The 23,847-nt window shown below is 51.4% G+C and carries 20 protein-coding genes; 10 read left to right on the top strand and 10 right to left on the bottom strand.

What is annotated here, in order from left to right:
* Nucleotides 1-200: 200 nt before the first annotated feature.
* The 8 genes from GJJ30_RS11570 to GJJ30_RS11605 all read right to left on the bottom strand — a co-directional run bounded on the left by GJJ30_RS11570 (nt 201) and on the right by GJJ30_RS11605 (nt 8,102).
* Nucleotides 201-539: a PadR family transcriptional regulator gene (locus tag GJJ30_RS11570; RefSeq protein ID WP_154175315.1), complete on the bottom strand. Its 339-nt coding sequence runs from the start codon at nt 537-539 to the stop codon at nt 201-203.
* A gap of 240 nt (nt 540-779) precedes the next feature.
* Nucleotides 780-1,733, bottom strand: a complete 954-nt coding sequence (locus GJJ30_RS11575; protein ID WP_154175316.1) for an aldo/keto reductase — start codon at nt 1,731-1,733, stop codon at nt 780-782.
* A 94-nt stretch (nt 1,734-1,827) separates the two neighbouring features.
* Nucleotides 1,828-2,706 (bottom strand): response regulator, encoded by an 879-nt coding sequence (locus GJJ30_RS11580; RefSeq protein ID WP_154175317.1) that lies wholly within the window; start codon nt 2,704-2,706, stop codon nt 1,828-1,830.
* An 874-nt stretch (nt 2,707-3,580) separates the two neighbouring features.
* Nucleotides 3,581-4,330, bottom strand: a complete 750-nt coding sequence (locus tag GJJ30_RS11585; protein ID WP_154175318.1) for an SDR family NAD(P)-dependent oxidoreductase — start codon at nt 4,328-4,330, stop codon at nt 3,581-3,583.
* Nucleotides 4,331-4,502: 172 nt separating this feature from the next.
* Nucleotides 4,503-4,898 (bottom strand): hypothetical protein, encoded by a 396-nt coding sequence (locus GJJ30_RS11590; protein WP_154175319.1) that lies wholly within the window; start codon nt 4,896-4,898, stop codon nt 4,503-4,505.
* Between the two features lie 266 nt (nt 4,899-5,164).
* Nucleotides 5,165-6,496, bottom strand: a complete 1,332-nt coding sequence (locus tag GJJ30_RS11595; protein WP_154175320.1) for a PQQ-dependent sugar dehydrogenase — start codon at nt 6,494-6,496, stop codon at nt 5,165-5,167.
* A 58-nt stretch (nt 6,497-6,554) separates the two neighbouring features.
* Entirely contained in the window at nt 6,555-6,935 is a 381-nt protein-coding gene (locus GJJ30_RS11600; protein ID WP_154175321.1) for a DUF3471 domain-containing protein, read from the bottom strand.
* A gap of 180 nt (nt 6,936-7,115) precedes the next feature.
* Nucleotides 7,116-8,102 (bottom strand): alpha/beta hydrolase, encoded by a 987-nt coding sequence (locus GJJ30_RS11605; RefSeq protein WP_154175322.1) that lies wholly within the window; start codon nt 8,100-8,102, stop codon nt 7,116-7,118.
* Between the two features lie 227 nt (nt 8,103-8,329).
* Between GJJ30_RS11605 and GJJ30_RS11610 the strand changes: the two genes are divergently transcribed.
* From GJJ30_RS11610 to GJJ30_RS11620, 4 genes are all read left to right on the top strand, one after another.
* Nucleotides 8,330-8,506 (top strand): hypothetical protein, encoded by a 177-nt coding sequence (locus GJJ30_RS11610; protein WP_154175323.1) that lies wholly within the window; start codon nt 8,330-8,332, stop codon nt 8,504-8,506.
* A 16-nt stretch (nt 8,507-8,522) separates the two neighbouring features.
* A complete protein-coding gene (locus GJJ30_RS32325) occupies nt 8,523-8,930 on the top strand; it encodes an RpnC/YadD family protein (RefSeq protein WP_229313083.1) in 408 nt (135 codons plus the stop codon).
* Complete coding sequence (locus GJJ30_RS32330; RefSeq protein ID WP_229313084.1) at nt 8,905-9,225, top strand: hypothetical protein; 321 nt, start codon at nt 8,905-8,907, stop codon at nt 9,223-9,225. The genes GJJ30_RS32325 and GJJ30_RS32330 overlap by 26 nt, the downstream gene beginning before the upstream one ends.
* Before the next feature lie 138 nt (nt 9,226-9,363).
* Nucleotides 9,364-10,323, top strand: a complete 960-nt coding sequence (locus GJJ30_RS11620) for a sugar phosphate isomerase/epimerase family protein (protein ID WP_154175324.1) — start codon at nt 9,364-9,366, stop codon at nt 10,321-10,323.
* Between the two features lie 59 nt (nt 10,324-10,382).
* On the opposite strand, the gene GJJ30_RS11625 is transcribed toward GJJ30_RS11620, so the two are convergent.
* Nucleotides 10,383-12,008: a carboxylesterase/lipase family protein gene (locus tag GJJ30_RS11625; RefSeq protein WP_154175325.1), complete on the bottom strand. Its 1,626-nt coding sequence runs from the start codon at nt 12,006-12,008 to the stop codon at nt 10,383-10,385.
* A 398-nt stretch (nt 12,009-12,406) separates the two neighbouring features.
* On the opposite strand from GJJ30_RS11625, the gene GJJ30_RS11630 reads away from it, so the two are divergent.
* The 6 genes from GJJ30_RS11630 to GJJ30_RS11655 all read left to right on the top strand — a co-directional run bounded on the left by GJJ30_RS11630 (nt 12,407) and on the right by GJJ30_RS11655 (nt 21,455).
* Nucleotides 12,407-13,096, top strand: coding sequence for a response regulator transcription factor (locus GJJ30_RS11630; protein WP_154175326.1), 690 nt, complete (start codon nt 12,407-12,409; stop codon nt 13,094-13,096).
* A 1-nt stretch (nt 13,097) separates the two neighbouring features.
* Nucleotides 13,098-14,465, top strand: coding sequence for a sensor histidine kinase (locus GJJ30_RS11635; protein ID WP_154175327.1), 1,368 nt, complete (start codon nt 13,098-13,100; stop codon nt 14,463-14,465).
* A 230-nt stretch (nt 14,466-14,695) separates the two neighbouring features.
* Complete coding sequence (locus GJJ30_RS11640; protein WP_154175328.1) at nt 14,696-15,949, top strand: TolC family protein; 1,254 nt, start codon at nt 14,696-14,698, stop codon at nt 15,947-15,949.
* Between the two features lie 7 nt (nt 15,950-15,956).
* Nucleotides 15,957-17,039: an efflux RND transporter periplasmic adaptor subunit gene (locus GJJ30_RS11645; RefSeq protein ID WP_154175329.1), complete on the top strand. Its 1,083-nt coding sequence runs from the start codon at nt 15,957-15,959 to the stop codon at nt 17,037-17,039.
* Between the two features lie 134 nt (nt 17,040-17,173).
* A complete protein-coding gene (locus tag GJJ30_RS11650; RefSeq protein ID WP_154175330.1) occupies nt 17,174-20,311 on the top strand; it encodes an efflux RND transporter permease subunit in 3,138 nt (1,045 codons plus the stop codon).
* A gap of 748 nt (nt 20,312-21,059) precedes the next feature.
* On the top strand, nt 21,060-21,455 hold the full coding sequence (locus tag GJJ30_RS11655) for a response regulator (protein ID WP_154175331.1): 396 nt from the start codon (nt 21,060-21,062) through the stop codon (nt 21,453-21,455).
* A 32-nt stretch (nt 21,456-21,487) separates the two neighbouring features.
* Here the strand turns inward: GJJ30_RS11655 and GJJ30_RS11660 are convergent, their stop codons facing one another.
* A complete protein-coding gene (locus GJJ30_RS11660) occupies nt 21,488-23,827 on the bottom strand; it encodes a right-handed parallel beta-helix repeat-containing protein (protein ID WP_154175332.1) in 2,340 nt (779 codons plus the stop codon).
* Nucleotides 23,828-23,847 lie beyond the last annotated feature (20 nt).

Genomic DNA, 23,847 nt, shown 5'->3' on the forward strand with positions numbered 1-23,847 from the left:
TCTACATAATCGGCTTTTTACAGGAAGTATTGAAGGCTTCGATGATGTTATTTTCGGGCATCTGAAAAGCTGTCTTCAAAGCGGAAACTCAGGGTAGGGCGGGCCGGATTGGCGTAGAAAAATCCCTGTACAATGGGTTTGTCCAAAACGGAGATAGTGCTGCCCACATTCTTCAAAATGGTTACATTATTTTTGGACGATCATCCGCCAATCAACTGAAATTTTCCCGGCGGAATGGCCTGCCAGAGACGGCTTCGGACTTCCTGGATATCGTTCAGCGCCCGGACACCCGCGTTGGTCAGAGCGAAAAACCGCTTCCGGCGACCACCGCGTTCGGCGGTAGCACCCCCCATCTCCGACGACAGAAAGCCTTTCTCCTCGAGCCGGTACAGGGTGGCATGAACGGCGCTCATCGTGATCGACCGCCCGGTTTGCTGCTGCACGTCTTCCCAGATCGTGACCCCGTAGGCTTCGGCCGGGCAAGCCGCCACAACCAGCAGGACAATCTCTTCAAATTCGCCTAAAAAGGATCTGCGCATGATCTTAACCGATTAGGAGCATTAGTTGTAATTTTGCAAAACAAATATATTGCCAAACCGGAAAAAATGCCTTCTAAAGCTCGTAACAAGGGGACTGGATTCGGGGCCTGTACGATTTCGGACAATAGTTGTCCGGGCTTGGACAGGGCGGTTTTTGATTTACAGTTTTCGGTTTACGGTTTACGGTGGCTGACGCGACCGACTTCATGCCTCAGCTACCGTAAACCGAAAACCTCAAAACTACATCGACCCAATCAGGGTCGCCATTTTTTCGCGCAGAGCCGGGTCGGGTAAGCGGCCATATCCGGCCAGCATGTTGTCCGCAGCGTGTTTGGGGTCGCTTGTTCCGGGGATAACGCAGGTGACGGCGGGGTGCGAAACGATGAATTTCAGGAAGAACTGCGCCCAGGTGTTGATGTCGTTTTCTTTGGCCCAATCGGGTAGCGGTTTTCCTTTTACGAGCGAAAAAAGCCGCCCTTCGGCAAACGGCTGGTTGATGATCGTGGCCACGCCTTTGTCCTGGGCCGCGGGCAGGAGCTTTTTCTCGGCGTTCCGCGACAGAATCGAATAGTTAAACTGGACGAAATCGATGGGAAATTTGGAAATGATGTCGATCAGGTCGTCGTGCATCGAATCGGTGTAATGCGTGATGCCAATGTAGCGGATTTTACCGGCGGTTTTCCAGCTTTTCAACGTGTCGAGGTGCGTTTTCCAATCGACCAGGTTGTGAATCTGCATCAGATCCATCGACGACCGCTGCATTTTTCGCATCGATTCGTCCATCTGCTGAATGCCCGCTTCGCGGCCGCGCGTCCAGACTTTGGTGGCGTAAAAAAACTGATTTTGAATACCGGATGCCGCCGTCAGTGTGCCGACCACTTCTTCCGAGCGCCCGTACATCGGCGACGAATCGATCAGTTTACCACCCGCTTTGTGGACGGCTTTGAGGGTTTGCAGCAGTTCGTCGTGGGCCGATGCGCCGGAAGCGTCGAACGTCTGCCAGGTTCCGATGCCGACGACGGGCAGTTTTTCCTTCGTGGAGGGAATGGTTCGGTTGAGCATGGTAGATTGGGTAAGTGATGAAAAACCGGTCAAACCATTCACTCCCAGAGCCGAAGCCGAAAGAGCCAGAAGTCGCAGCGCTTCACGCCGGGAGGATAAAGGGGCGCCGGAGTAGTCATTCGTCGGTTTCATGATCGATTGGATTCGTTTTTTGTGGATCGGTTTTACTACAAACCGGTTTGCTTTGAAAACGTTTCCGGCCGTTGTCCGAAGATGCGATCAATCACTAAAAAGGGCGAAAAAAGGTGGCCTGCATCCATTGCCGCAACCGGCGCTGATGCTCCATCAGATTCTGAATCCGTAATTGAAATTCGGTGAAATTATAAGGCTGGGTGAAGTAGTCATCCGCGCCAAGTGCCAGACCTTTGATCCGGTTTTCGGTGGAGGATGTCGTCGTCAGCAAGACCACCGGAATGTGCTGGGTGCGCTGGTCCTCTTTCAATTTTCGGCAGAGCGTAAAACCGTCCATGCCCGGCGTTTCGATGTCGCCAATGACCAGGTCCGGAATCAGCCCGGTTGCCTGTTCCCAGCCTTCGAGGCCGTTGGTAACCTGCAAAACGGTATACTTTCCGGTAAAACCGCTAGCGATGGAATCGGCCAGTTCCGGGTTATTTTCAATCAGCAGAATGAGAGGCTGGACGTTTTGCAGCGGATCCGTTTTCTCCGCATGGGTCGGGGCCCAATCACCGGGCGGTTTTTTCGGGAAATCGGACTTCTTCAAAAACCGGTCGTCCAGAATGACGGAATCCATCTGCTGGTTGAAGAGATTCAGGAGTCGATAGGCGTTTTTTTCGATGGTCGTCAGCCGGTGCCTGTTTTTAGTCTCCTGCGTTTCCATCAGCATGTGTTGAATCGGCAAAAGGATAAGGGTCAGCGTCGTCCGGAATTCCATCGCCAGATTCTCAACGAGACTGACTTTCAGATCCTGAGTGGACTGCTGCTTGGTTTGCCGGTTTTTTAGTCTGACCCGTTTTCGCGCCTGAATCCATTTTTGACCATACCAAAGAAAGCCAAATAGAATTCCGACCAGCAATACCCCAAAAGTAAAGTTGGTTAGCCATTCCATTGCCTGGCTTGAAAACGGGTCAGTTAGTCGATCAGTCATTTAAAGTCTAAGCAGTGAAAAAGAATACTGCTTCCACCGCCAGTTCAGAAAAAATGCCAACAGAAAGGCCCGGACAGAGCCTAAAATATGGAGTAGCCAACCTTCTTTCTGCATCAGGATTACCGCCTTTTTGTCGGACTCTTTCGGCGTCAACGCATGCGGAAAAGGTTGAAACGACGGCGTCGGATGACGTCGGCAGTCAACGGAAAGTAAGCGCTCTGTCAGTGAATGCCCCTGGAGCTTTCCAATGGAGAAGTATTCTTTTTCAACCAGATACCAATAGATTTCCTCATTCAGAATGGCTTCGCTCGCGGGAATGCTTGAATATAACTCTTTTCACGCAAAAGACGGAATGTAGGGGTTGTAATACATAAATTTTGGGTCTATTTGGTGACGAATCGCTTCACTTTGATCTTTCATCAGCCGGTAATAAAAGGTTTCGGACCGGTTTTCGCCGGAAAGGACCATCGGGTTGATTCCAAAGCGGATTGTTCTCCGCCCGAAATCGTCAATGGGTAAGTGAGTGACTACATTTTATAATTTGTCCGCCCCCACCCCCCTAAAGGGGGCTTTGAAATGCCGATTAAAGCCCCCTTTAGGGGGGTGGGGGCGGGGCAGACCGAAGAAAGGGAAAATCTGGATTTTAGACAGTCGATAGGATGTTGAGTAACTGAAATCGTTTTTTCAGAGTGGCGATGGCGAAGGATCAGCGCGGATCGTTTGAAATCAAACGGTCTATTGTAAACGTGGCCGGATTATTCGGATTTTCTGCCCGCAGAATCAAAGCGTGCTTACCGGTTTTATACTGAAACGGATTGGTTCGGAAAAACCGGTTCCTGAATTTCAAAAGGACCCAAACCGGTTTCCGTTTCAATCACTGGCATACATAGCCGCCGTCCGCGCTGACCAGGCTGCCTGTCATGAACGAATTTTCATCGGATAACAGAAACGCCACCACGGCGGCAATTTCCTGCGGTTTTCCGATCCGGCCCCAGGGCTGCACCGCGTTGAGGGATTCGTAAACACCGGCTTCCTCCACGCCGTTGATCGTCGCAAAATGCGTGACGGCCCGGTCGAGCAGGGGAGTATCGATGGTGCCGGGGCAGATGCAGTTGACCCGAATGTTGTAAGGCGCGTAATCGATGGCGGTGCTTTTGGTCAGTTGTCCGGTGGCACCTTTGGTCATTCCGTACACGGAACTGCTGCCTTTGCCGACGAACGTCTGGTCCGATCCCATCAGAACGATACTGCCCCGTTTCTGCGCTTTCATGTATGGCAAAATTTCCCGAACGCTGTAAAACGTGCCCTTGATGTTGATGTTGATCAGGTTGTCCAGGTCTTCGTCCGAGGTTTGCTCCATCGTGGCAAAAAGGTGAATGCCTGCGTTGGCGAAGAGCATATCGATTTTTGTTTCCCGGGCGATAATGGCCGAGAAAGCGTCTTTGATGTCCTGGACCTTTCGCACGTCGCAGGGGATAAACTCCCCCCGCGTGTCGTCGTCGGCCGGTTTTGTCGTATCGAGATTATAGACTTTGACACCCCGATCGACCAGTAATTCCCGGGTGGCTTTGCCAATACCGGTGGTGGCTCCGGTGATGACAGCAATTTTTTCTTTCCAACTCATTTTGAATGCATTAAGCAGGTTTGGGTAAATAGATGATTTATTTGAACTATGCCGCTGAATGGCGTGATTACGGTTTTTCTAACAAAACAACCCGATTGCAAAGCCAGTCGGGTTGTCATAACTAAACTACTAATCGTATTCATTTTATCGGTTTTCCAGGCTTCGGGCGTATCTAAAGCGTTGGAGAATAGTTCCATAACCAATAGAGAAGCAATATGAGCAACAACCCGCACAGACACCAGATGGCAAAAATCAGAGTGGCTTCTTTTTTCACCGGAAAATGCCGGTTGTGCGGATGAACAGCAACCGGTTTCTGGTTAAAAATTTTATCCGAATGCTCGTTGGAATGCTTCCAATCAACGGATAAAAGCCATTCTTTGGGCGACTTTCCCTGCGGTTTTCCAATGGCCTGGTAATCGTTTTCGATGAGAAACCAGTAAACGATTTCGCTCACGGCCGACTCGTCTTTGGGCATGTCATTAAACAGTTGCCGTAAATGAAATGATGAAATATATTCTTTGTGGCGCATCAACTGAATCTCAACTTTTAGACGAATATTTTCTCTCATTCTTCAAGGGCTATGTGAAAGAACGCCGGAATCCGTATTCGTTTCCGGCAAGCCTACACGGTCAGCAAACGTAGGCACTTCAGCTCACAACGACTATCACAATTGTCCCAATAACTATCGCATTTGTACCATTGACGGGGATTTTTGCGGTTTTTCGAAACACCTGTGCCACGTAGCAAAAAATAACCCGGTTGCAATGCAACCGGGTTGTCGGAAAGGCTATTTGAAATAAGCCATGAAGTGCGGAGTCCAGACTCCATGATAGACTATTTTGCGCTGACCCGCCAGATTCGGTTCCCGGCATCATCCGCCACGAGCAGCGAGCCATCGGGCAAAACCGATAACCCAACCGGACGCCCGAACACATCGTTGTCATTTTCGATAAAACCGGTCAGGAAATCTTCCGGTTTTCCGCTGGGTTTGCCGTTCTGAAAAGGCACAAAGATGACTTTGTAACCGGCAAACGACGAGCGATTCCAGGAACCGTGCTGACCCACAAAGGCTCCGTTGCGGTATTTTTCCGGAAAAGCGGTTTTGTCGTAAAATGCCAGCCCCAGCGAAGCCGTATGCGAACCCACCGGCACGTCGGGAACGATTGCTTTTTGGACCAGATCGGGTCGTTCGCCCTTCCGGCGCTGATCTTCGTGCTGGCCGAAATAGGAGTAGGGCCAGCCGTAAAAACCGCCTTCCTTCACGCTGGTGATGTAATCGGGGACCAGTTCGTCGCCCAGTTCATCGCGCTCGTTGACGGCTGTCCACAGGGTCTTGGTGCCGGGCGCCCAGTCCATCCCGACCGGATTACGCAGGCCACTGGCGTAGATGCGTTCGCCCGAACCATCCGGATTGATTTCCAGAATATTCGCCCGTTTTACTTCGTTTTCCATTCCGTGTTCGCCCACGTTGCTACCCGATCCCACCGAAACGTAAATCTTGGAACCATCGGCATTGGCTAGCAGGTTGCGGGTCCAGTGGTTGTTGTAACCGCCTGCCGGGAGCGGCAGAATGGACGTGCCTTTCGCGGTTATTTTGGTCTGACCAGTTTGGTACGGGAATTTGAGAAGCCCATCCGTATTGGCGACGTAGAGCGTATTGCCAATCACCAAAACCCCAAATGGCTGATTTAAACCTTCGAGAAACGTTTCCCGAACTTCTGGTTTTCCGTCTTTATTGGCATCGCGGAGGAGGGTGATGCGGTTGGCGCTTTTGCCGGAAGCCCCCGATTTGGCCTGACCGCTGACGGCCGCCACCACTTTCTTAACCACTCCTTTGCGCTCGGTTTGCGATTCGACCACCAGCACATCGCCGTTAGGCAAAACGTACGTCCGGCGCGGATTGTCCAGGTCGCGGGCAAACTCCGTAACCACAAAACCGTCGGGCGCTTTGGGCATTTGCCCGTCTTTCCAACCGACGACATTGCTGAAATGCGTCGAGGATTCGGATGGCGGAGGCAGATCCGGAGAAATGGGCGTTGCGGTTTGTTCCGTCGTTGCCTGGGTATCTGTCGTTGCTGTATTTTCTGATTTTTTGCCCTGACCGCAGGCCAGCAGTAGGCCGGCCAAAAGTAGGCTGTACGTAGAAAGAATAAACCCGTTTTTCATCGTTGAACAGAATTACATTTGAATTCTTAATCAACCGTTCGTGCAGCGGGTTTGTTTGTCACTTGTCCCTGGTCGCGCTGAGTTCGTTACCCATAATTTTAATGCTGAAACCGGTGACCGCTTTGGTGGCGGCATCGCGGGTGAAGGTAAAAATGGAACCGTATTCACTCGTCGATTTGAAGGTTTCGGGAGCGGATTGTTTCACAAGCTTGTTTTTGGGATATTCATCCACGGCCCCGTACAGGTCGCCGTTTTCCAGCGTAATGGTAAATTGCTTGAACGTATCGTTTTGGGCAAAGGTGTATTTTCCGGTATACGCTTTGAGATCCGTCGAGTCGGCCTGCTGAACGGTTGCGGTTTTTGAAACCGGCGAATTGGAAGCGAAAGCCAGGGGCGAGGCCGCCGTAAGTGCGAAAGCGAAAACAAGCAGTTTTTTCATGGAAAGATTTGTTGAGGAATGTGAGAGAAGTGTATGAGACTGTCAAAATTTTATAATTTTTCCTTTCTTCGATTTGCCCCCAACCCCCTAAAGGGGGCTTTGAAATGCCGATTAAAGCCCCCTTTAGGGGGTTGGGGGCAAAGCGAAGAAAGGAAAAATCTGAATTTTAGACTGTCTCTATCAGTTTTGATGTTCGGCTACGGGCTTGCTTTCCGGTTTCGGACTCACCTGCAGAAAACCGCTGACAGCTGCCTGCCATTTCGCCTTTTCATTCACGCAGTACGATTGGTGGGCCGAATTTTCAAAAACCACCAGTTGCTTGCGGGAGGTGCCTAAATTTTCAAAAATAGCGTCGGTTTCGTGCCGCAGAACGCGGGGGTCTTTCGCGCCCCAGTTCAGCAAAACCGGCATGCTGAGTTGTTTCGCGTAAACCGCTGGCCGGTACCCAAACGCCCACATGCTTCGTTCCATGCCTCCCCAGAGGGTGAGCAGCTCCGCAATCGGGTGGGCGGGAATGTGCATCGAGCGAAGCCGACCCTGAACGGCATCGTAAAGCGAGGCAAACGGACATTCCAGAATCACCTGCGCCGGTTTTAACCCGTGTTCGGGGATGGCTTTCAGGATGGTAGCGGCCCCCATCGACACGCCCCAGAGAATAATGTTTTTTTCCTTTCCCTTCACCACAAAATCGTAAGCGGCTTTCAGGTCGTTGGTTTCGCGAAAACCGATCGTGCAAATGTTGCCTTCGCTGTTGCCGTGCGCCCGGAAATCGAACGAAAGCGTGTTGTAGCCCAGTTCGTGGAAATATTCCGTTTCGCAGAGAATGCGCGATTTGTTTGACGCGTGGCCGTGGCAGAGAATCACCGTGCCTTTGGGATTTTCAGCGGGAATATACCAGCCTTCCAGCTTCTGATTGTATTCGTTGGTCAACCGGATGGTTTCGAAGGGAATCCCGGGCTGTTCGTTGACGACCGATTTCTTCAGTTTTACCCCAAAAAAAGCCGCTTCAAACTTTTCGCCGGTCGTATACTCTTCCGGTTTTCGGGGCGGTGTTTTGTCCGGATTGTTGTAGAAATACGTGAAGCGGGAAGCCTGGAACGCCGTAATGATGTTCAGCAGAAGAAACAGAACGAGCAAAACCAGCCCGGTTCGGCGCAAAATGAGCATGACTTGTCAGAATAAGTAAAACCAGATGGGAGATGTACTCGTTCGTCTCCGCTCTTCCGGTGGATGGAATAAACAAACATATCGATTTTTTAGAAACCGTGGGTCGTTTGGGACATCCTTTCAGCACCGTCCGCAGCGAATTGATCCGGCGGTTTTCTTCGAAAATCGGAAGCGCAGCGTGACAAACCGATTCGTTCTCCGTCTAATTTAGGTAAACCGGAAAAATCATGAAATCTTCAACTGTCCTCCTGGTATTGCTGGCGCTGACCTTTTTGCTCAATCTGTATTCCGTTCTGGCGAATGGCGCTGAAACCAATCAAAAAGCGTTAATCGCGGGCGGGTCAACCGCATTTGGAATGACTTTGCTGCTTGCATTAGTTTTGAAAGCAAAACAGGTAAAGTAGCCTTTCGCTATTTCGCATGGGGAAACAGGCAAATCAATACGACAAAGTTTTCAAGGAAAATATCGAAGCTGCCATACCGAGCCTGATGAAAAATATCCTCGGTATTACGGCTATTTCATCCGAAGAATTACCCGGTGATATTCAGCATACCAAAGAACGAAAACTCGATTTATTGAAGAAAATTACGGACGTTCAGGGGAATGTATTTGTACTTCAGGTCGAGTTTCAATTGCTGGATGAATCGGAAATGGTATACAGAATGACCGCGTATCATATTATGCTCGCCAGAAAATATCGGTTACCGGTGCGCCAATTTGTTCTTTTTATTGGCGCTGAAATCCCCAAGATGGCCGTAAAATATCAAAGTGAATGGATGAGCTATGCGTTTCCGCGTTGCTTTGAAGCAGATCATCCACCGGATTGAGGAAACGGTAAAAGGTGATTTTGCGCTAAAAAGGTACTTCAATCAATTGCGTGTATTAGCACAGTTGCGTAACTTAGAGCATAAACTAAAAGAGATTGTTATGAATAGCGTAGCACAATACTTTGATGATGAAAAAGATGTGGGCTATATGATTGGAAGGGAAGTAGAGCAGATTAAGTTTGTAACTTACTTATTAACTGAAACGGATTTTGATGATGAAAAAATAGCAAAAATTACCGGCGTTTCAACCGATTTTGTGGATAAAATCAAGCAGAAACTAGCCTCCCAAAAGTAGATTATACATCCCATTATTGACTTTATCTATAACTGGCTATTCGGTTAAATAACTCCTGGTAAGTTAGCAATTAGTGACTGAGATTGAGTAGATTAACTCGTACGGAACCTTATCGGCATAACTCTATTCTGAAACGCTATGCCTTTTCTGCTTCAACGACGCGAATTGTTAAAAGGTCTGCTGGCAACCAGCCTGATGGGCTCAACGGCAGAAACCCAAGCGGCTCCCGAACGGGTGGCTGGCGCTAAACCGTTCAGCATTCATATATTTTCCAAACTTCTTCATTTTCTAAAACCTGCCGAACTGGCCGCAGTGGCGGCTGATCTCGGTTTCGACGGCGTCGATCTGACGGTGCGGCCCGATGGTCACGTCGAACCGGCTATGGTCCGAACTGACCTGCCAAAAGCCGTCGAAGTGCTGAAAAAGCGGAATTTAAGTGTCTCTACTATTACCACTGCCATCACCAAAGCCGATGATCTGGCACGAAATGTGCTGGAAACCGCCAGTCAGCAGGGAATTCGGTATTACCGCACGGGTTGGCTGGCTTATCCGAACGATCAGTCCATTGCGGTCGCGCTCAAACAGTATAAAACGCAGCTTGGCGAACTGGCCAAGCTGAACCAGGAATTCAAAGTGGTCGGGGCGTATCAAAACCATGCCGGAACCAATTTCGGGTCGGCCGTCTGGGATCTGTACCGGGTTTTGCACGAAATCGATAATCCTGCTCTGGGGAGCCAATACGATATTCGCCATGCGACGGTAGAGGGCGGCACATCGTGGTCGACGGGCTTGCGGATGATTGCCTCCCACATCCGGTTTATTGCCATTAAAGACGTGATTTGGGAAAAAGTCGATGGAAAATGGAAAGCTCAGAGTGTGCCGCTGGGACAGGGAATGGTCGATTTCCCGGCGTACTTTGCGCTGCTGAAGCAATTGAACGTTCAGGTTCCGATCTCACTGCACCTCGAATATCCGCTGGGTGGAGCCGATCAGGGCAAGCGCGATATTACGATTCCCCGCGAAAAAATCTACCAGGCGATGCAGACGGACTTGGAAACCCTGCGCGGTATGCTGAAAAAATCGGGCCTGGCCGTTTAAAAACAAACTCCCCTTGTCGTTTACTTCCGCGAACGACAAGGGGAGTTGTTCTCCTTCGGTTATTGTTTGGTATAAAACGGATCGAGGAACAAATAACGAGCTCTGTTTGTCTCCGTTTCAAGCCGGGTGTTGACGTCAATCTGCATAAACTGAACGCTGTTCCCGTTGTTGATGGCGGGCCATTTGGGCAGTCCTGCTCCATTGGGATTACCGGTTTTTACGAAATTGGCGAAATAATCCTGCATAATTGCCGAAACTTTGTGATCATCGGGAGTCCAGGCGTATACCTTGTTTTTCGAAAGATTCCCCATCGCATACTCAATTTCGGCGGAATGGACAGCCCCGCGAGCAGGCGGTATTTTAACCGCATTCGCATCCGTTGATTTCACCACTCCACCCGCCAGACCGGGCGCTGCATTCCCCATTTCGGGCGTCATCGCGGGGCGGGGCCGCGAATAATAATAGCGATACACCGGTTTTCCGCCCCCGGTTTTACTTTGTAAATCCGCCCACTTCCAGGTGCTGTACGCCAGAAAACGGTCGCCCGCCAGCGCTGTGGCCGATTGCAGAATTTCTTCTTCCGTCGAACCCGGATACAGTTTTAAAACCTCGTCGGCGCGGTCCTGATACAGTTTTTTTACCGCATTGGCGTAGTTCTCGGGCGTTGGTTTTTCCTGCCCCAGCACGGCGCGCGCGTTCATTTCTTCCGAATTCCAGCCCGCCAATAAGGGTACATGCGCCTGTTCACCCGCCGTAAAAATTTCCATTGGCGGTTTGGGGAAAAAATAACCGTCGACGGTTGCACTAAACCGGGGCGCACCGGATTTTCCGGTGGCTTCAAGCAACTGATCGGCAGGCATGGCCCGCATTTCCGCCAGCGAATTGGCGCCGACAAACTTTGCAAAACCGTTGCCCGTTTCTTCGCCTTTCGCCAGCGGAACGGGCGGCAATCCACCGAGCAGGGAGCCGCTTTCACCAATGGCCCCGGCAATCAGTCCTTTCGACAGGGGAGACGCCATCAGACCGCTGACCGCAATCGACCCGGCCGACTCTCCGGCAATAGTTACACGGTTGGGATCGCCCCCAAATGCCGAAATGTTCTGCTTTACCCACCGGAGGGCGGCCGCCATGTCCAGATAGGCGTAATTTCCCGACGAATGGTTGGGTGATTCTTTTGTCAATTCAGGATGCGCCAGAAAGCCGAATACGCCCAGCCGGTAGTTGACGGTCAGCGCAACCATGCCTTTTCCTGCCATGCTTTCGCCGTCGTAACGACCTTCTGAACCATCACCCGCGATAAAACCGCCCCCGTAGAAATACACCAAAACCGGCAATTTTTCTTTGGCAGACTTCGCGGGCGTCCACACATTTAAGTAAAGGCAGTCTTCGCTCATGCCATCCGAGCGGAAACCCATATCGCCAAAAACCGCGCGCTGCATGGCTCTCGGGCCAAATTTGTCGGTTTTCCGAACGCCCTGCCAGTTCTTGACGGGCTGCGGCTCCTTCCAGCGCAGCTCACCAACGGGCGGCTGAGCAAACGGAATGCCTTTGAAGGCACGTATCCCACTGGGCTCCAGAACGCCCTCAACCTCACCATTGGCGGTTTTGGCTTTTGGCGCCGTCTGGGCACTCGCAAAATGAGTAAACTGAATACTTAATGCGGCCAGAATTAATAGCGTTTTCATGCTGTTTCGTTTAGGTAAAATGGAGCCGTGCCGCCGACTTGTAGCCCGAAAGCGGGCCACTGCAGGCTGGGCCGCGGGTCCATTTCCTGAAAGGAAAATTCACCTCACCATCTACCGGCTTTCTCGCTACAAGTTATCGGTCAAAGTTCTTCGCTAGGCCAACTGCCTGAAAAACTGTCGTTTTCAAAAAAGGACTCCATACCCGTGCCGGAATTATGGGTTTGATTATTAAAAATGGCATCGTTTCCCGGAAACCGGCGGTTTTTCGGTTCCGAAACCTTCGGATAAGCGTTGAAACCATAGATTCCAAGATTAGAATACCCTTAGAAATACCGGTTCCTGAAACCGCTTTGGTAAATTATGACGTTATTTTGGTAATCGTCCTGAACCGAAGCCGTATGAAAACCATTCTGATCGTTGAAGATGACCGCCGGATCGCCCAGAACATCAGCCGGGGCTTATTGGAAGAGGGATACCAGACGGAGGTGGCTTACGAAGGCTACAACGGCCGGGATCTGGCGTTGCGGCAACCGTTCGACCTGATTATTCTCGACATTAATTTGCCCGGTTTGAACGGTTACGAAGTCTGCCGGAACATTCGCGCCGAAAAACCGCACCTTCCGATCATCATGCTGACAGCACTGGGTGAAATTGAAGACAAGGTGGAAGGACTGGAACGTGGCGCCGACGATTATTTGGTAAAGCCATTCGATTTCAGGGAGTTAAATGCCCGGATTGCCGCCTGCTTCCGACGCGCTGATCTGCTGGATAAAACCGTGGCCGACGAAGTGCTGCGGATTTCCAACCTAGAAATCAATATTTCTACCAAGCAGGTCAAACGGGCGGAAATTCCGATCGACCTGACCGCGCGCGAGTTTGCACTGCTTGAATACCTGGTGCGGAACCGTGGGCGAGTGGTTTCCAAAATGGATCTGGCCGAGAAGGTCTGGAGCCTGAATTTTGATCCCGGTACGAACGTCGTTGAGGTGTATATCAATTACTTACGCAAAAAAATCGACCGGGATTTTGAGCCAAAACTGATTCACACCCGCGCCGGAATGGGCTATGTGTTAAAAGTAGAGTCGTAAGATGAAGATCAGAAACCGGATCGCACTTCAATTTTCACTCATCGTAGCCACGATCTTACTCGTTTTTTCGGTGGTCATTTATTTTACGACGGCCACCTACAGCCGCGACGATTTCTACGATCGGCTGAAAAGTAAGGCACTGACGACCGCCCGGTTTTTGATTCAGGTGAACGAAGTTGACCGCAATCTGCTGAAAATCATCGACCGGAATACCCTTACGGCCCTGTACGACGAAAAAGTGCTGGTTTTTGATGAAAACAACCGACTGATTTACGCCAGCGTCGATGATCATATCATTCATTATCAGCGCAGTTTGCTCAACGAGGTCCGGCAGTTGAAGGAGGTCGAGACCTGGAGCGACGAAAACCAGCTGGCCGGTATTTTATACGAAGAGGGTGGCCGGAAACTGGTGGTACTGGCGTCGGCGAATGACCGCGTGGGCCGGAACAAACAGAAAAATCTCGGCATTACGCTCGTCTGGGGGCTTCTGGGTGGGATCAGTGTGACGATCGGTTTGGGGATTTTCTTCGCCGGGCAGTCGCTCGAGCCCATCGACGAAATCAATTCCCAGGTTTCGACTATTACGGCGCGGAACCTGCGGCAGCGTCTCGACGAGGGCGACCGGCGTGACGAAATCGATCAGTTGGCGGTCAATTTTAATGCGGTTTTGGGGCGGCTCGAGCAGGCTTTCGAGCAACAGCGCAGCTTTGTTTCCCACGCTTCGCATGAACTTCGCACGCCGTTGGCCGCGCTCAAATCCGAAATACAACTCGGGTTGCGTCGTCCTTTGAAAACCGCTGAGTATGAAACTATTCTGACCAATCTCTTATCGGATACGGACCGACTGATTGGCCTGACCAACAGTTTGTTGTTTCTGGCCCGAACGCTCGAAAACATCAGCCAGATGCCGCTGGAACCGGTGCAGATGGAGGAAGTGGTGTTGCTGGCGCGGGACGAGTTGCTGAGTGCCAAACCCGACTACCGGATTGAGTTTGACTACGACAATTTACCCGGATCGGAAACGGAAACGACGGTTTCCGGTAATGAAGAACTGCTGAAGCGGGTTTTGCTCAACCTGATGGACAATGCCTGTAAATATTCCGCCAACCATACGGCCCGCGTCCGCATCCGGACCGACAGCCGCTCGTGTTGGGTGAGCGTGCGCGATCAGGGAATCGGGATGTCGCCGGAAGATGCTGTCCTCATTTTTGAACCTTTTTACCGCACTTCCAATGCCGTTGGTTACGACGGTTTTGGCATTGGTCTCTCCATTAGCCAGCGGATCATCGAACTGCATCAGGGCCAGATTTCGGTCGAAAGCGAGTTGAACGCAGGCAGTCAGTTTACCATCCAATTAGCTCATTTGTAAGGATCAGAAATGGGTTCTGGCTCAAAAGTTACGGGTTTATAAAAACCGGTATGATCTGCTGCATGGAAAGCAAGTTTCTGAAAATCAGAAGAATACAGTCAATATTAGGGCCGATTAGAAAACTTCTAAGTTTTTTTTAACGGCTATTTAACCTTTTTCTAATTCGCTTTTAACGGCCTTCTAACTTCTTTTAGGCAATCTTGCATTCCGAAATGTGCTAACCTTTTTTAATGCGCCTGATATTTAGTTTTTGTTTGATTGGCCTGATTTCTATCCACGTTCAGGCACAGGATTCGTTACGACTTAGTCGACGGCAGGCCGACAGCCTTTTTCTCAAAAATAACCTCTTGCTGCTGGCCGGGCGGTTTCGGATCGAAGCCGGACAAGCGCAGATCATCCAGGCGAATTTGTACGATAATCCCACGGCCTTGCTCGAAGTCAGTGCTTACAATACGGAACAGCATCGGGTTCTGGATGCAGGGCGGCAGGGGCAGAAAATTATCTCCGTTCAGCAACTTTTGTATACCGCCGGGAAACGCAACAAGCGCGTGGCGCTGGCGCAGGAATCGGCCCGACTTAACGATTACGAGTTCGCAGATCTGCTCCGGTCCCTGCGGTTTGAACTCCGGAGCCGGTTTTTCGATCTGTATTTCCAGCAGGAAACGCTGGCCCGCTACGACCGCCAGATCACGACCTTACAGGGAACCGTAACGGCTTTTGAACAACAGTACGACAAAAATAACGTGTCGCTGCGTGAACTCCTCCGGCTGAAAGCGCTACTGTTTCAACTCAATAACGACCGACTGGAAATCCGGCTCAACCAGGCTGAAAACCAGCAGTTTTTGCGAACCCTGCTGTCGGTTGAGCAGCCGATTCTGCCGCAGGTCGATGAAACACAATTGCAAATTTACCGCTTTCCGAACGAATCGGTCGACTCGCTACGCAGCCGGGCGCTTCACCACCGGGCCGACGTGCTGGCCAACCAGTCGCTCACCCGGCAGGCGGAACTGAACTACAATCTGCAAAAAGCGCTGGCAACGCCGGACCTGCGGGTGGGCGGAACCTACGATCAGGCCGGGAGCTACGTTCCCAATTACCTCGGTGTTTCGGTGAGCATGGATTTGCCGTTTTTCAACCGGAATCAGGGGGCCATCAAAGCCGCCCGCAGCCAGATCGATTATCAGAAGCAGATCCAGAGTCAGAAAGCCGTTCAGGTTGGTAATGAGGTCATTGCGGCCTTGCAGAAAGTCCGGGAAGTAGAGCGGACGGTGCAGTCGGTCGAGTCGCGGTTTTCGGAACAATTTGAGCTGCTGAATCAGGGGTTGTTTACCAATTTCCAGAAACGGAACATTTCCCTGCTGGAATTCATCGACCTGATCGAGACGTACAACGAAAGCACCAAAGAACTGAACCGCCTGAAAGCCGACCGCATCGGCGCCTACGAAGAACTGAACTACGTGGTGGGGGAGGAATTATTTAATTAACTATCCAATGAAACAACTCGTTAGCTGCGTGCTGCTGGGAACACTCGGGCTGGCAACGGCTTGCCATCAGAAAGCAGAAGTAGAAGAGGCTAAGGCATTTATGATGTCGGACACGATGATGAATCGCATCCGGCTCGACACAGTGCTGAACCAGCCGGTTCGCTCTGAACTGACGCTGGTGGGGAAAGTAGCCGCCGACGAAAGCAAGGTCATTAAAGTATTCCCGCTGGTGGGCGGGGTCGTGGAGGAAGTGGACGTCGAACTGGGTGACTTTGTGAAAAAAGGCCAGCAACTGGCAATTATCCGGTCGGGCGAAGTGGCTGATTTTGAACGGCAAATGATTCAGGCGCAATCGGATCTGCTGCTGGCGCAAAAGAACCTGAGTGTGGCCGAGGATCTGTTTGAGAGCAAATTGAACTCGCAGCGCGAGGTGGTCGCGGCCCGCAAAGACGTAGAAACCGCCCAGGCCGAACTCAGCCGTGTAAAGGAAATTTTCCAGATTTATGGTTTGGGCAAAACGCCGACGTACACGGTTCGCGCGCCAATCGACGGTTTTGTGATCGAAAAAAACGTTAACCGGGACATGCAACTGCGGTCCGATAACGCCGACAACCTGTTCACCGTCGGCCAGATCAGCGACGTCTGGGTGCTGGCCAACGTCAACGAAAGCGACATCGGCCGGGTGAAAGCCGGAATGCCCGCCAGCGTTCAGACGCTGAGCTATCCCGACCAGCGGTTCAACGGAAAAGTCGATAAGATTTTCAGCGTGCTCGACCCCGGTACCAAGGCCATGACGATCCGGATTCGGTTGCAGAACGAAGGCATGAAGCTCAAACCGGAGATGCACGCGACGGTGGCGCTGCGGTTTGATGAGGGCGATCAAATGGCCACGGTTCCGTCTAACGCCGTTATTTTCGATAATTCGAAATACTACGTCATGGTTTTCCGCAGCCGTTCCGACGTCGAAACCCGCCCGGTTCAGGTGCACAAATTTCTGGGAGACATCGCCTACATCAACGCCGGTTTGAAACCGGGTGAAAAAGTCATCTCGAAGAACCAGCTTCTGGTTTACGACGCACTAAACGATTAATTAGTGAATGAGTGATTGAGCGACGGGGCCGCCCGCGCGGTGAGTGAATAAGATCGAAGATCACGCTTATTAATTTGTAGAACTGCGGTAGCTATTCACTCAATCACTCATTCGCTCATTCACTCATTGGAAGCATGAACAGATTTATCCGGAATATTGTCGGTTTTTCGCTTAAAAACCGGTTTTTCATCTTCTTCATGACCACCGCGCTGATCATTGCCGGGGTGGTCAGCTATTTGAATACCCCGCTCGAAGCATTTCCCGACGTGACCAACACGCAGATTATCGTCGTGACGGAGTGGAATGGCCGGAGTGCCGAAGAAGTTGAGCGGTTTGTAACCGTGCCGATTGAAGTGGCCATGAACTCGGTGCAGCGCAAAACCAACGTTCGTTCGATCACGATGTTTGGGTTGTCGGTCATCAAAATCATTTTTGAAGACGATGTGGAAGACTTTTTTGCCCGGCAACAGGTTAATAACCAGTTACGTACCGTCACGCTTCCCGAAACCGTCGAGCCAGATGTGCAGCCGCCGTACGGCCCAACGGGCGAGATTTTCCGGTTTACACTCCAAAGTCAAACGCGCGACAGCCGCGAACTGCTGACGTTGCATAACTGGGTGATCGACCGGCAGTTGCGGTCCGTTCCTGGTGTGGCCGATGTGGTGGCGTTTGGCGGACAGGAAAAAATCTACGAAATCCGGGTGAATCCGACCCAACTGACCAAGTACGATCTGACTCCCCTTGAAGTTTACCAGGCTATCACGCGCAGTAACATCAACGTCGGGGGCGATGTCATCGAGCGCAACGGGCAGGCGTATGTCGTGCGGGGCGTGGGGTTACTCACGTCGATTCCTGATATTGAAAACATCATTATTGAAGAGCTGAACGGCAACCCGGTTTTGGTGCGCAACGTGGCCGAAGTGGCCGAATCGAGTCTGCCCCGGGTGGGTCAGGTCGGTTTAAACAACAACGACGACGTGGTGGAAGGCATCGTGGTGATGCGCAAAGGTGAAAATCCGAGCGAAATTTTAAAGCGGGTGAAGGACAAAATCGACGAGCTGAACACCCGGATTTTGCCCGCCGATACCAAAATGGTGACTTTCTACGACCGCGACAACCTCATCGCGTTCTGTACCCGCACCGTGATGCACAACCTGACCGAAGGGATCATTCTGGTGACGGTGATCGTCTTCATTTTCATGGCCGACTGGCGGACCACGATCATCGTTTCGATCATCATTCCGCTGGCGCTGCTGTTCGCATTCATGTGCCTTCGGTTGCGCGGGATGTCGGCCAATTTGCTGTCGATGGGCGCGGTTGACTTCGGGATCATCATCGACGGAGCCGTCGTGATGGTCGAAGGGGTTTTTGTAACGCTCGATCATCTGGCGCATAAAAAAGGTATGCCGGCCTTTAACCGCATGTCCAAACTCGGGCTGATAAAAAAAACCGGGGGCGATCTCGGGAAAGCGGTTTTCTTCTCCAAACTGATCATTATCACGGCGTTGCTGCCCATTTTTTCGTTCCAGAAAGTGGAAGGAAAGATGTTCTCCCCGCTGGCCTGGACGCTCGGTTTTGCCCTGCTCGGCGCTTTATTATATACGTTGACGCTGGTGCCGGTTCTGTGTTCGATCCTGTTGCGGAAAAACGTTCGGGAGACCAACAACTTCGTTGTCCGGTTTTTCAACAATTCCGTAACGGCCGGTTTTGAATGGTGTTACGCGCGCAAGCGGCTGAGCTTTTTGCTGGCAACGGTTTTCCTGGGCGTTACTTTTTTCTCAGCCACCCTGCTCGGAACCGAGTTTTTACCCCAACTGAACGAAGGGGCTTTGTGGGTGGAAGCCAAACTGCCGATGAGTTCCTCGCTGAGTGAAACGACGAAAATGGTGCGCGTACTTCGCAAGAAACTGATGGAATTTCCGGAAGTCAACGGCGTATTGTCGCAAACCGGTCGCTCCAACGACGGAACCGATCCGTCCGGTTTTTATTACGTTCAGATGCAGGTCAACCTGAAACCCAAAGACGACTGGCAGCGGAAGATTTCGACCGATGAGCTGATCGAGGAAATGGACGGCAAACTCAAACAGTTTCAGGGCATTAACTACAATTATTCGCAGCCGATTATCGACAACGTGGCTGAAGCTGTGGCCGGGATGAACGCGTCCAATGCCGTCAAGATTTTCGGCGAAGACCTCAACCAGCTCAACGGCCTGGCCAACGAGGTGATTGCCGCCATCAAGGACGTGCCGGGGATCAAGGATGTCGGTATTCTGCGAAACATCGGTCAGCCTGAAATTAGTGTCTTGTTTCACGATCATAAAATGGCGTTGTACGGGGTTTCAACGGCTGACGCTCAGGCGGTTATTGAGATGGCAATCGGCGGCAAAACCGCTTCCATTCTGTACGAAGGTGAACGCCGGTTCGACATCCGGTTGCGGTACGCCGAGAATTACCGGAAAACCGAAGATGACATCATGCGGCTCATGGTGCCGACCATGCACGGCAGCAAAATTCCGCTCAGCGAAATTGCCACCCTGCGTAAAACCACCGGCCCGGCTTTCATTTATCGCGACCTGAACAAGCGATTTATTGGCGTCAAATTCTCGGTTCGGGAGCGTGATCTGGGCAGCACGATTGCCGAAGCGCAGCAGAAAGTGGAGCAGAAACTGAAGAAACTGCCCAAGGGGTATTCCATCAACTGGACCGGCGAATTTGAGAATCAGGTGCGGGCCACGCAGCGGCTCGGGCAGGTGGTTCCGCTGAGTCTGGCGGCTATTTTCGTTATTCTGTTCATTACGTTCGGCAATCCGAAAGACGCGGGATTGGTGCTCCTGAACGTGCCGTTTGCGCTCATGGGCGGTATTCTTGCGCTGCACGTGACCGGGATCAACTTCGGGATTTCGGCGGGCGTCGGTTTTATCGCCCTGTTCGGAATCTGCGTCCAGAACGGGGTGATTCTCGTATCGGTTTTTAACCAGAACCGGGCCGATCGGCAACCGCTCGATGAAGCCATCCGGCAGGGTGTTCGGAGCCGGATTCGGCCGGTGGTCATGACCGCCCTGATGGCGGCCATTGGCTTGCTGCCCGCGGCCGTCTCGACCGGTATTGGTTCCGAAACCCAAAAACCGCTCGCGGTGGTCGTCATTGGCGGTTTGATTACGGCCACGATCCTGACGCTGCTCATATTCCCGATTCTGTACCGTTATTTTTACCGTAAAGCCGAATCGGAAGCCAAACCCTGGCGACGCCAGCCGCAGGTACTGGAAAGTTAGAATTAACTTTTTTCTAAGACGGCTCTAAGCATTTTCTAATTTGACGGCTCCTTCTTTGTACCGGGAACGTCGGAAGCAGAATCAGCCTCCTGCTCCGGTTTGCTTATTGAGATAATAGATAGGAGAGGTGAGGCAAGAGACGAAGATGGTTGATTTTCAGGCCTTTATTCTCGCGTCTCTGGTCTTTTATCTCAATGCAATAGAAGGTTTTGGCGAGTAAAATTGCTAATTTCAGGTGATTTCGATAGCCGGTTACGTCATGGAAACCGGCTATTTTTTTGCCTAAAAATTCTAATTTTTTTCTAATCGCCGTCTAAGGGTTATTTAAACTGACTACCCCATCTTTGCGGTAAGACTATCCCACATTTAACCTCATTAACTGAACATGTCCTGGTTTGAATATAGCAAGTGTGTATTGAATAAAGTTGATTTTGACCGACGATTATTCCGCAAGGAATTACGTAAACTGCTGCGGCTGCTTTCTCACCCGGAACGACTGCAATTGCTTCAATGGTGCCGCCAGCAGGTTAAACGAAAAAGGGTGGTTCTGAATACATAGAAATGAACGGTAAGACCGAAGAGTAGAGCTGTAAAATACCGTAAGTCTTTATTCTCCTGTCTCATTTCTTTTCTCTGATTGTGTGTTTTCTTTAGCGTTTTAGGTAGAAAGGGAGTAGCCGGTTCGTGAAAAGGACCGGCTATCTTGTTAACGATTGACTGGGCGCGTTTTAACTAAAACCGTAGTATCATGCAGTTAAAAAACAATCTTATTTTTATCGTTGATGACGACGATGATGACCGGTTTATGCTGTGGCAGGCGTTTCAGAAAAAACACCCCGGTTGTCTGGTATTCACGTTTACGGACGGGCAGGAATTGCTGGATCACCTGAGCGAGTATTACGACACACCCGACCTGATAATTCTCGATCAGAACATGCCGGTCATGGACGGTTTTACGACCTTAAAACGCTTGAAAGGAAGTAGCCGACTCCGGTCGATACCCACCGTGATCCTCGGTTCTTCATTCGAAACGAACGACAACTGCCGTGGTCATGAACTCGGTGCGGATGCGTTGCTTACAAAGCCAACCCGGTACAGCGAACTGGTGCAACTGGCGAATCAAATGTTTTCGGCCAGCGCCTGATTTTGTCGCGTTATTCGGTTGCTGAAGCCTTTTTACTTCAACGGCAACGATAGTTTCACCACCTGCTGATTGCGAATTACGGAAACGTTCATGCGTCCCGTCCAGGTAACCTGCTGCTGAATGGCCACCAGCCGCCCGATGTTGGGGGTCTCTTCCTGGTTGGCCGTTCGGATTACATCACCGGTTTTCAGACCCGAATTTTCGAGCAGGCTACCGGCCGGGATGTTTACCACAATAATGCCGTTTTCGTCGGGTAAACCGTAGGCCGACCGGTCGCCGAGGCCGCGTACGTTTCGGAGCAAAGCACCCAGCCAGGTCAGCTCCTGCACGGATTTTTCAAACTGCTGATCCAACAAAACCGGTAGTTTGGGCGTGCGGGCCAACGCTCGGAGAGCGGTTTTTTGGACCCCAAACTGATTCATCGGAAAATTCTGAAAACCTATTTTCAGCGCGGGACTGCTGGCCCGAACCTGATAATTTCCCTTTTCCGGCTGAACGAAAACCGGGTCGCCAAAGGTGCTGTGGAAGTCGGTGCCGTCTTTCTGCGCTTTCAGCAGAGCGCCCTCATCGGGAAACAGATTGTAATCAACTTCCTTGCCCCAATCCTGAACGCCAATCGGAAAATAAGACCGCATGACGATGTTGTTCCGGAAAACGTCCCCGCTGTTTTTGAACCAGACGTGTGGATGGAATGAGTTGTTAATCAGGATGTTATTTTGGGCAGTGCGGTTAAAGCCTTCCCGGAACTTCAATCCGCCGTTTAGCAGCACATTGTTGTAGATGAGGTAATTACTGCTGCCATCGTCGAGGTCGATATCCCAGCCGTGGTCGCAACGAAACCGGTTGTTGCGAATGATTGTGGTTTTTTGGGCGTCGATCAGAATCAGTTCGGGATGAGCCGCCACCAGGCTGTCCATTTTGGAGCGGTTGGGATGCCAGTACCGATCGCGACCCCAGGAGTTGAACGCGCCGTGATCACCGGTTTCCAAAACCGTATCGAACACGTCGTTGAATTCCAGCAGGTGACCGCCCCAGGTGCCGTCGCCGATGTTGATGCCAGCGCGGGGAACCTGATAAATGGAATTATGCCGAACGACAATCCCGGAAGCCATTGCAATCTGAACCCCCGCCGACTGTTTTTCAATGCGCCCGATATCGTGAATCAGGTTATTCTCCGCGACGCATTCCAATGGATAGTGGTTGTTTTTCGGACCCGGTTTCAGATCCATCTGATCATAAGGCACAAACTGTTCGTACCGAAAAGCCGGAGAGCGAACCGCCGATGAATCGCCGATAAAACTGATGGCGCTGGCGCCAATTTCGAAGAAGTGCGAACCTTCGACAGCTGATTTTCGATTATATCGACTGAAAATCAGCGCATTTCCGCCCAGATTGCTAAACTGACAATCTTCAATCTGGCAGTTTTCGGTATTTTCCAGAAAAACCGCTGCGCCCCGGTACATCATCCAGTCGCTGCGTAACAGCGGCTCGTATGGCTCCATAAACGTCCGTTCGGTCTGAACAAACCGGATGCCGCGAAGGGTGACCTGCCGAAGTGGTTTATCCGGTGTCCCGTTTAAAGCAATTAGTCCCTTGAGTTGGGAAACCTCGACGATGGCGGTTGTCGGATTGACGCCGGTTGGCGGAATCAGGTGAAGCTGTTGGGTCTTTCTGTCGTAAAACCACTCGCCGGGCGCGTCCATTTCCTCAAAAATGTTCTCGACAAACCGCTCTTTGGCGTGCAGGGGCGAAGGGCGGTTATTCTGCCAGCCGCCTTCCAGCTGAAGTTTTCCATCCGATTTGCCGGTAATCCGGTAATGAAAATCCCCCCATTCGCCTTCGTGCAGGGCGTGGACATAACCGCCTTCGGGCGATTGCCAGCCATTGATTCGGGCTTCGCTCAGCGCGTCGGCGGCTGTGCCGTTAAAAACCCTGGCGCGGGCGTCGAAATTGGGATAACGGGCCAGAATCTGCTTTTTCCCGTTTAGAAAGAGTTGCTCGAAAACCGGCCCTTCGACGGGGGCCGTCCAACGGGCCTGACCGGTTTTCTGCCAGCGAAGCGACAACCTCCTACCTCCGCTGATCTGAACGGTTTCGTTGGGGAAGTTGCTAATGGTCAGGGTTTTATTCTGAACCAGTTCCGGGTCGATGCGGATGGTTTCTGTCAGGTAATACGTGCCTTTTCGTAAAAAAATCTGGACGGCAGGCTGGGGCGCGGTTTTTACTTTTTCCAGCGCTTTGGCCAGCGTGGCCAGTGGCAGCGAAACGGTTCCGGGGTTGCTATCTTTCCCCGACGGCGCGACGTAAAACCGGCTTTGCGCCCGGACAGTCAGGGAAGTGCCGACAAGAAAAAATAGCAACCATCGGAGCATAAAGTACTATTTTAGGAAAA

This window comes from Larkinella terrae (assembly GCF_009668025.1).
Lineage (GTDB): Bacteria > Bacteroidota > Bacteroidia > Cytophagales > Spirosomataceae > Larkinella > Larkinella terrae.